We start from the raw sequence: 6007 nt of genomic DNA, 5'->3' as shown, positions 1-6007 counted from the left end.
GGAGCGGCACACGAGGCTCGAACTCGTGACCTCAACCTTGGCAAGGTTGCGCTCTACCAACTGAGCTAGTGCCGCATTCAAAAGTAGTCAGTAATTTGTCCGTTGGTGCACAACCTTGAAGGTTGCGGTAAAACGTTCTGGCAACTGAGCTAGTGCCGCATTCAATTACTTAGAGACATGCCAACCCCGCGGGGGTTAACGTCTTAAGCGGGGCAGGATTCTACAATAATCCGATGTGTTTGCAAATGTTTTTTACAAATTAAAGAATTTTTCTTGGTAAACCTTTAATTCCATGATCGAATCTTTGATATCGTCGAGGGCTAGATGTGAACCTTTTTTGTTCACTTGCGCTAATACGTCAGGTTTCCAACGACGTGCAAGTTCTTTAACGGTACTCACATCAAGGTTACGGTAGTGAAAGTAGTCTTCCAATTCAGGCATATACTTATTCATAAAACGGCGGTCTTGGCCGATAGAATTACCACACATAGGTGAAGCACCCGCAGGTACCCATTGCTTTAAAAATGCCAATGTTAGATCAATAGCATCTTGTTCAGTGAATGTGCTTGCTTTACAACGAGCTGTTAAACCAGATTGACCGTGCTGAGTCGTGCACCACTCGTCCATGCCATCAAGCAGTTCATCGCTTTGATGAATAGCAATAACAGGGCCTTCAGCCAAGATGTTTAAATCACTGTCGGTGACAACAGTGGCAATTTCGAGTATTTTATCTGTTGCTGGTTCGAGGCCTGTCATTTCTAGGTCGAGCCAGATAAGATTTGATTTATGAAAAGACATAGTTACCTTAGCGGTGCTTTCCTTTAGATCCAACGCATTTAGATATATCATATTAGTATCATCAGTCGACCTAAAGCTTTTTTTTCAAAAAGCCCGACATTTACTCAAGTTATAGGCCAAAAGTGGCAAAACAAAAGAAATTAAGTAAAGGCCAATCGCGTCGAATTAAGGCCAATCATCAAAAACGCCTCTCTAATGCAGACAAAAAGCAACAGAAAGGGGCAACTGTGCAATGGCAAAATGACAATTTAGGCCCTGCCGAAAATGCGGTTGTGATCAGTCGATTTGGCCAACATGCCGATATCGAAACCGAATCAGGCGAAGTGTTGCGCTGTAATATACGTAGAACAGTATCGAGCCTTGTATGTGGTGATGAAGTTATTTTTCGCCGTGCAAAAGTTAGCGAAGGCGACTTAGCAGGCGTTATTGAAGCAACCCATGAGCGTCGCTCACAATTAACGCGCCCTGATTTTTATGACGGGGTGAAAGTTGTCGCTGCCAATATCGACCAAATTTTAATGGTCTCTGCGGTATTGCCTGAGTTTACGCCAAACATTATCGACCGCTATTTAGTTGCCTGTGAAGACATGGGGATTGAGCCTATTTTAGTGCTTAACAAAATAGATTTAATAGACGATGAAGGCCTTGCTTTTATTGATGAAATTCTCGATATCTATCGTGAGCTAGGTTATCAAGTACTGTTAGTCAGTAATAAAACTGGTCAAGGCATTGCTGAGCTTAAACAAAAACTAGTTGATAAAAACAGCATTTTTGTTGGTCAAAGCGGTGTGGGTAAATCAACCTTAGTGAACACTGTACTGCCAGATGCTGACATCTTAACCCAAGAAGTCTCTGAGAATAGCGGCCTTGGTCAACACACAACAACCGTATCACGATTACACCATTTACCAAGTGGTGGTAACCTAATTGACTCACCGGGAATTCGTGAGTTTGGCTTATGGCATTTAGATGTTGAGCGCGTTACCTGGTGCTTTAAAGAGTTCCGTGACTTTATTGGTGGCTGTCGCTTTCGCGATTGTAAACATTTAAACGATCCTGGCTGTATAATTCGCCAAGCTGTTGATGATGGTGAAATTTCAGAACTTCGTTTTGACAGTTACCACCGAATTTTAGAAACTATGGCCGACGGCCGTGCTGGTGCACGCGCTCCTCGCGTATAACTATTTAGGAAATAACAAGTGAGTTTAGATAAATTCAAAATTGCTATGCAATATGCCATGCCAAAACATTTCATTTCGCGCATGGTTGGCAAGTTAGCAGCAGCAAAAGCGGGTGGCTTAACAACGGCCTTAATTAAATTGTTTATCAAACAATACAAAATTGATATGAGTGAGGCTAAATACCCAGATCCAGCTCATTACAAAACTTTTAATGAGTTTTTTACTCGCCCATTAAAAGAAGGTATTCGTCCACTTGCTGAAGAAAGTGACATTATTGCTCACCCAGTTGATGGTGCAATTAGCCAATTAGGCGATGTAGTCGACGGTCAAATCATCCAAGCAAAAGGCCATGACTACAGCTTACAAGCACTACTTGGTGGCAAAGAAGAAGACACAGCGCCGTTTTTAGGCGGTAAATTTGCCACTATTTATTTAGCGCCTAAAGATTACCACCGTATTCACATGCCTGTTGATGGAACGCTGAGCAAAATGATTTACGTACCAGGTGATTTATTTTCGGTAAACCCGTTAACAGCACAAAATGTACCTAACCTATTTGCTCGTAACGAGCGTGTTGTGGCTATCTTTGAAACTGAAATTGGCCCGCTAGCCATGGTGCTTGTAGGTGCAACAATTGTTGCTAGCATCGAGACTATTTGGGCAGGCACAGTAACGCCACCAGCAGGTAAAGATGTATTTAGTTGGAATTACCCAACCACAGGTGACAACGCGATTACTCTGAAGAAAGGTGAAGAAATGGGTCGCTTTAAATTAGGCTCTACCGTTATTTTAGCCTGGGGTGCAAATCAGGCTGAGTTCTTATCAGATCAACACCCAGAAACAGTAACCCGCATGGGCACACCATTTGCGAAAATTAACGACTAATAAGTTCAATTAAGCAAACCACTTGAGCAAAAGTGGTTTGCTTAAAATTCACTATAAACCGCGCCTACCCCCACGATTACACTCCGAGCACTCACTGTCTTTTTGAATATTAAAGCGCTGCTGTTTTAGTGTTAGCCCGTCAAATTGAATAAACTCGCTGCCCGTTTTATGGCCAAGCAATATATTGATAGCCAATAAACTTTGCATGCTCCCCATAACACCCAGCAATGGGCTCAATACCCCTGCATTGTCACAATTAAGCGCTGTTTGCTCCTCCGTTTGCGGGAATATACAGCCATAACAAGGACTCTGTTCATCACGAAAATCAAAACTCATCACCTGCCCCTGCGTTGCAATAGCGGCAGCTGATACAAGTGGGATAGATTTAGCTAGACAATAGCGATTAACCAAATACCGGGTAGCAAAGTTATCACTGCAATCGAGGATGATGTCAGCACCTTCAAGTAGCTCAGCACAGTTACTTTCATCAAGCTTTTGGCATAGAGGTTTAACCGTAATTTGATTATTTAAACTGCCTAACACCTTGGCAGCCGCCTGTGTTTTTGCCTGCCCCATGTGGTTTACTTTATAGAGTATTTGTCGCTGTAGATTTGAAAGCTCAACTTTATCGTCGTCAATCAAAGTGAGCGTTCCGACTCCTGCAGCCGCTAAATAAAACAGTGCTGGTGAGCCAAGCCCACCCGCTCCGACAACCACAATATGTGCAGACTTTAACTTATGCTGACCCGCATGCCCCACCTCTTTGAGTAGCAAATGGCGGCTATAACGAATTTGTTCTTTGTCGCTTAACGCGCTCATATTAAGACTGACCTTCGACCAGCAGTTTTAATTTGGCAATGGCTGCTTGGTAGTCTTCGGCTTCGGTAATCGCACGCACTACGGCAACACTGCCAACCCCCGTGCTCGCAACTTGCTCTGCCCGTGATATATCAATTCCACCAATTGCCACCGTTGGATAATCAGCCATTAGCGGTACAAATTTTTCGAGCTTTTCTAAACCTTGAATTTGCCCTGTCATGTCTTTGGTGGTAGTTGGATAAATAGCACCAAACGCCATATAACTTGGTCTGTAATTATGTGCACGCAGCATCTCATAAAAGCCATGAGTCGACACACCTAAGCGTAACCCCGCCTCTTTTATGGCAATTAAATTAGCGGTTTGTAAGTCTTCTTGCCCTAAATGCACACCATAAGCGCCGTGCTTAATCGCCAATTGCCAATAATCATTGATATACACCTGCGCATCGTACTTCTGCCCCAGCATAACCGCACTTGCAATCGACTCATCAAGTGCTGCATCGTCTGCATTTTTCATTCTTAATTGAACGGTTTTAACCCCTTCAGCTAAACACTTCTCTAACCAATCAACCGTATCAACAACGGCATATAGCCCAAGCTGTTTAGAGTCGCACTCAGCAAAGCCTGCTGCCATGGTAAAATCAACCGGGCAATCAAAGTCGAGCTCATCACCCAGCCAACTTCCCGCCTCGATGACTTGTGGGTAATCTGCTAGATTTGTTGGAAAGCAAGTGTGTGCAACGGGGCCAATCCCTTCACCATAACGAACGGCTGCTTTTAATCCTTGGTTGATATAGGCTTTCGCTAAAATAAAGGCATCTTTGAGTGGATACTGTTTGGCTAAACACGCTGCAATAACAGAAGCCATACTGCATCCAGTACCATGACTATGCGGAGTTTGAATTTTTTCGTTACCAAGCCAATATTCCTGCTCACCTTGCACGCAGAAATCAATGCAGTAGCCACTTGGGTAATCCCAATGACCCCCTTTGATGATCACCGCTTTTGCACCATAGCCTGTTAACTTCTTTGCGGCCTCTTTCACTGCGCTTGGGCCAATCAGGTAAACACCAGTTAATAGCTGTGTTTCGTGGGTGTTCGGTGTTACAACATCGACTAATGGCAATAAACACTCTTTGATAGCACTAACAGTATCTTCTTCTGTTAATAAATCACCACTTGAGGCAATGGCAACCGGATCATAAACAACCAAAGGCGGCTCTGCCCAAGTAGCTTTGTAATGTTTTAAATGCTCACTAATAAGCTGTATTTGCTGCACATTGGCAAGCATGCCAATTTTAATCACGCTGGCAGGCATATCACTGGCTAAGGCTAATAGTTGCGACTCAATCACTTCTGTTGAAATCGGGTTAAGTGCTTCTACACCTAAACTATTTTGTGCCGTTAAAGCAGTAATAACCGTACAGCCATGTACATTAAAACTTTGCATTGCCTTGATGTCGGCTTGAATTCCTGCACCGCCGCCCGAATCTGAGCCAGCTATGGTCCATACAACCTGATTCATGTTATTCCTCACATTTTATTCTTGATGCCAAAATGGCATTCCAAGCGTCGGCGTTGATGGGCTTGCTACGTCTTTCTCTGGCATCGCTTTAGCCACATAGCTAGATCGCCCCGCTTCAACCGCACTCTTAAACGCTTTACTCATCGTTACTGGGCAACCTGCACCTGCAATTGCCGAATTTAATAATACGGCATCATACCCTAATTCAAGCGCTTGACAGGCATGAGATGGTAAACCTAAGCCCGCATCAACAATTAAAGTATGGTTTGGCAAGCGCTCACGGATCATTTTTAAGTTATAAGGATTCAGCAAGCCTTTACCCGTGCCAATCGGTGCGCCCCAAGGCATAAGTACTTCGCAGCCTAAATCAGCGAGGCGCTGGCACAGCACTAAATCATCTGTGCAATAAGGCAAAACTTTAAAGCCATCGGCCAATAAAATTTTAGTGGCTTCAAGCAATGCGATTGGATCGGGCTGTAAATTATATTCATCACCAATCAACTCTAACTTGATCCAATCAGTGGCAAACACTTCGCGGCACATTTGTGCCAAGGTCACCGCTTCTTTCACGCTATGACAACCCGCCGTATTTGGCAGCACCTTTAACCCGGTATTTTTTATCAATTGCCAAAAATCATCACCCGCAGCAGCGCTTTGCTGACGTCTTAATGAAACGGTGACAATTTCAGCCTGTGAGGCCACTATCGACTCTGTCATAACACTTGGCGAAGGGTACAGTGCTGAGCCAATCAGTAAACGACTCGTAAATTGCTCACCATAAACCGAAAAACTATCCATC

6 protein-coding genes and 1 tRNA gene are annotated in these 6007 nt (G+C 43.9%); 2 read left to right on the top strand and 5 right to left on the bottom strand.

Annotated elements, in window-relative coordinates; translation table 11 throughout:
• Nucleotides 1-2: 2 nt before the first annotated feature.
• Nucleotides 3-75: transfer RNA gene (locus tag NO991_RS19145), tRNA-Gly, on the bottom strand.
• Between the two features lie 177 nt (nt 76-252).
• Nucleotides 253-798 (bottom strand): oligoribonuclease, encoded by a 546-nt coding sequence (gene orn / locus NO991_RS19140; protein ID WP_371352311.1) that lies wholly within the window; start codon nt 796-798, stop codon nt 253-255.
• Between the two features lie 122 nt (nt 799-920).
• Here orn and rsgA point away from each other — a divergent pair, with 122 nt between their 5' ends.
• Both rsgA and asd read left to right on the top strand, forming a co-directional pair.
• Nucleotides 921-1979: a small ribosomal subunit biogenesis GTPase RsgA gene (rsgA, locus tag NO991_RS19135; RefSeq protein WP_058585944.1), complete on the top strand. Its 1059-nt coding sequence runs from the start codon at nt 921-923 to the stop codon at nt 1977-1979.
• An 18-nt stretch (nt 1980-1997) separates the two neighbouring features.
• Nucleotides 1998-2864: an archaetidylserine decarboxylase gene (gene asd / locus NO991_RS19130; protein ID WP_175083551.1), complete on the top strand. Its 867-nt coding sequence runs from the start codon at nt 1998-2000 to the stop codon at nt 2862-2864.
• 51 nt (nt 2865-2915) lie between these two features.
• Here the strand turns inward: asd and NO991_RS19125 are convergent, their stop codons facing one another.
• The 3 genes from NO991_RS19125 to NO991_RS19115 are packed head-to-tail and all read right to left on the bottom strand — an operon-like array spanning nt 2916 to nt 6006.
• Nucleotides 2916-3683 carry a ThiF family adenylyltransferase gene (locus NO991_RS19125; RefSeq protein WP_371352310.1) on the bottom strand — a complete coding sequence of 256 codons (768 nt, stop codon included), beginning with the start codon at nt 3681-3683 and terminating at the stop codon, nt 2916-2918.
• A gap of 1 nt (nt 3684) precedes the next feature.
• A complete protein-coding gene (gene thiE, locus NO991_RS19120; protein WP_371352309.1) occupies nt 3685-5208 on the bottom strand; it encodes a thiamine phosphate synthase in 1524 nt (507 codons plus the stop codon).
• A 15-nt stretch (nt 5209-5223) separates the two neighbouring features.
• On the bottom strand, nt 5224-6006 hold the full coding sequence (locus NO991_RS19115; protein WP_199530004.1) for a thiazole synthase: 783 nt from the start codon (nt 6004-6006) through the stop codon (nt 5224-5226).
• Nucleotide 6007: the final 1 nt, after the last annotated feature.

Source organism: Pseudoalteromonas sp. DY56-GL22, from assembly GCF_041414715.1.
In the GTDB taxonomy this organism is placed as follows: Bacteria; Pseudomonadota; Gammaproteobacteria; order Enterobacterales; family Alteromonadaceae; genus Pseudoalteromonas; species Pseudoalteromonas simplex.
Note: the sequence above shows the minus strand (reverse complement) of the source record. Positions and strands in the feature narration are given on the sequence as shown.

What these genes read in the sequence shown, in the direction of transcription:
- orn (WP_371352311.1), bottom strand. Translation starts at nt 798, where the DNA reads ATGTCTTTTCATAAATCAAATCTTATCTGGCTCGACCTAGAAATGACA.
- NO991_RS19125 (WP_371352310.1), bottom strand. Translation starts at nt 3,683, where the DNA reads ATGAGCGCGTTAAGCGACAAAGAACAAATTCGTTATAGCCGCCATTTG.
- thiE (WP_371352309.1), bottom strand. Translation starts at nt 5,208, where the DNA reads ATGAATCAGGTTGTATGGACCATAGCTGGCTCAGATTCGGGCGGCGGT.
- NO991_RS19115 (WP_199530004.1), bottom strand. Translation starts at nt 6,006, where the DNA reads ATGGATAGTTTTTCGGTTTATGGTGAGCAATTTACGAGTCGTTTACTG.